At 48.4% G+C, this 2,971-nt stretch carries 2 protein-coding genes; one reads left to right on the plus strand and one right to left on the minus strand.

What is annotated here, in order from left to right; genetic code table 11:
* Positions 1-2,340, plus strand: a 2,340-nt coding sequence (gene cphA, locus B7Y67_RS14250) for a cyanophycin synthetase (RefSeq protein ID WP_293599210.1), incomplete at its 5' end; no start/stop codon positions are given.
* Positions 2,341-2,437: 97 nt separating this feature from the next.
* Here the strand turns inward: cphA and B7Y67_RS14255 are convergent.
* The coding region (locus B7Y67_RS14255) for a class 1 fructose-1,6-bisphosphatase (RefSeq protein ID WP_293599211.1) at positions 2,438-2,971 on the minus strand (534 nt) is incomplete at its 5' end.

Below are 2,971 nucleotides of genomic sequence, written 5' to 3' on the forward strand. Positions count from 1 at the left end.
TCTCAAGCAGGTTGCCCAGTCACTTTTAGCCGCACAGTACAAACGGTTGATGTCGGCGTCTATCAAGTCGTCGTGGAATACACCGAAGAAGTTGTTGGGCGCATGGCTTTTGACTTTGCTTTTGGGCTCATTCAAGCAACCCTGAGTGATGTGCCTTTTGATTTAGCTGCGGCCCTCTCAGAATTAGAAGCTTTGTATGAAGATGTTCGTCTAGGACCTAGCACTGGTTCTATCGTCGATGCTGCCGTACAAAGAAATATTCCCTACCGCCGTATGACTGAAGGCAGCATGGTGCAGTTTGGCTGGGGTAGCAAGCAAAAACGCATTCAGGCAGCAGAGACTAGCGACACTAGCGCGATTGCAGAAGCAATTGCACAAGATAAGGAACTCACCAAAAACTTATTGGCAGCTGCAGGAGTTTCTATTCCCACTGGTGAAGTCGTTACTACTGCGGATGATGCATGGCGCGCTGCTCAAAAAATTGGTGGCCCCATTGTTCTGAAGCCTAAAGATGGCAATCAAGGCAAAGGGGTTGTTGCCAATATTCAAACTGAAGCAGAGGTTCGCGCTGGCTTTATTGTCACCCAGGCTTTTGGACGCCAAACCATTGTCGAGCGTTATCTCCCTGGAGCTGACTACCGCTTGCTGGTGGTGGGTAATCGCCTCTCTGCTGCAGCGCGCCGAGAGCCGGCTCAAGTGGTTGGTGACGGCAAACATACCGTATCAGAGTTAGTTGATCTAGAGAACAAAAATCCATTGCGTGGTGATGGTCATGCAACTGCATTAACCAAGATTCGTTTTGATGACATCGCGCTTGCGCATCTAGCCAGCAATGGCCTAAGCCCGCAATACATCCCCAAGACGGGTGAGCGCGTTTTACTCCGAAATAACGCCAACCTTAGCACCGGCGGCACTGCCACTGATGTGACTGATGATGTACACCCCGATGTAGCGGCGAGTGCAATTGCTGCTGCCCAAATGATTGGGTTGGATATTGCGGGTGTTGATATTTTGTGCGAGGCAATTTACAAACCTCTAGAGCCGCAAGGTGGTGGCATTGTGGAAGTCAATGCAGCGCCTGGATTACGGATGCATCTCAAGCCCTCATATGGCAAGGGCCGACCTGTAGGTGAAGACATCATCAATATGATGTACCCATTGGGTGAGGATGGACGTATTCCAGTGGTAGCTGTTACAGGCACTAATGGCAAAACCACTACCGTGCGCCTCATATCTCATTTACTCAATGAGACCGGTTTACGCGTGGGCATGACAACTACCGATGGCGTATACATTAACCATCGTTTAATTGATTCTGGTGATTGCAGCGGCCCCAAGAGTGCTCGCAATGTGCTCATGCATCCCGATGTTGATGCCGCTGTACTCGAAACTGCTCGCGGCGGCATGTTGCGAGAGGGTCTTGGCTTTGACCGTTGTGAAGTAGCTGTTGTGACCAATATCGGTGAAGGTGACCACCTAGGACTGAACTACATTACCAGCGTAGAGGACTTAGCAATTCTGAAGCGTGTCATTGTTCAAAACGTTGCCCCAACTGGCGCTGCCGTGCTCAATGCAACAGATCCTATCGTAGCCAGAATGGGTGACTTCTGCACCGGTCGAGTGATCTTCTTTTCTCAAAATCAACATCACCCTGTTATTGCAGCCCATCGCGCCAAAAACAAAAAAGTGATTTATTTTGATGGCACTCACATCATCTGCTCTAAAGGAGAACGCGTACTTTTCCGCTACCCAGTCAGTGAGATTCCATTCACACAAAATGGTGTACTGGGCTTCCAGATTGAAAATGCAATGGCTTCTATTGGTGCAGCCTGGGCCCTCGGTTTGGATGCGGAAAAAGTGGCTCGTGGCCTCCATTCTTTTGAGAGCACGGCTAATTCAGTGCCTGGACGCTTTAATCAATTCCAGCATAAAGGCGCCACAGTGATTGCTGACTATGGTCACAATCCAGATGCCATGCGCGCACTAACCAGCGCCATCGAAGCCATGAAACCTAAAAAGAGTCATGTGGTGATCAGTGGTGCCGGCGATCGTCGGGATGAAGATATTCGTGACCTGACTCGCATTCTTGGCAATAGCTTTGACAATGTCATTCTTTATCAAGATCAATGTCAACGCGGTCGCGAAGACGGTGAAGTCTTAAAGCTTTTGCAAGAAGGTTTAGTAGGCACCAAGAAAGCTAAACAAGTTAAAGAAATTACCGGTGAATTCCTCGCAATTGATACTGCGCTTAATGATTTATCTCCTGGTGACATCTGCCTGATTCTCATTGACCAAGTAGAAGAATCTCTAGCCTACCTTAAAGAGAAAGTTCAGCCTTAATTAGGACTTGCTTTTGTAGCCCTAACAAAAAGCCCAATCCGTGATTGGGCTTTTTAATTGATCACCTAATTGGTCAACTCAGAGTTTTAGTAGTTGCTTATGTCTGAGAGTGATAGTGCTGGAGTCGCTCAATCTCTTCCTTGGAACCCAACATGACAGAAACGCGCTCATGCAGTTCCGTAGGAACCATATCCATGATGAGTTGCTCGCCATTAGTCGATGCACCACCAGCCTGCTCCACTAAGAAGCTCATCGGATTTGCTTCATACATCAGGCGTAACTTGCCTGGCTTGTGGGGTTCACGTTGATCCCATGGGTACATAAAGATGCCACCACGTGATAAAACACGATGCACATCGGCAACCATGGATGCAATCCAGCGCATATTGAAATCTTTATCTCGCTCACCACTGACACCAGCCAAGCACTCATCAACGTAGCGACGCACAGGCTCAGCCCAGTGGCGCATATTCGACATATTGATAGCGAACTCTTTGGTTGAGTGAGAAATCTCCACTGCATGCTTAATCAAAACAAACTCGCCAGTCACTTTATTTAGAGTGAACATCACAACGCCGTCACCCAAAGTTAATGCCATCGTGGTTTGCGGTCCGTAGACAACGTAACCCGC

Source organism: Polynucleobacter sp. 35-46-11 (assembly GCF_002281105.1).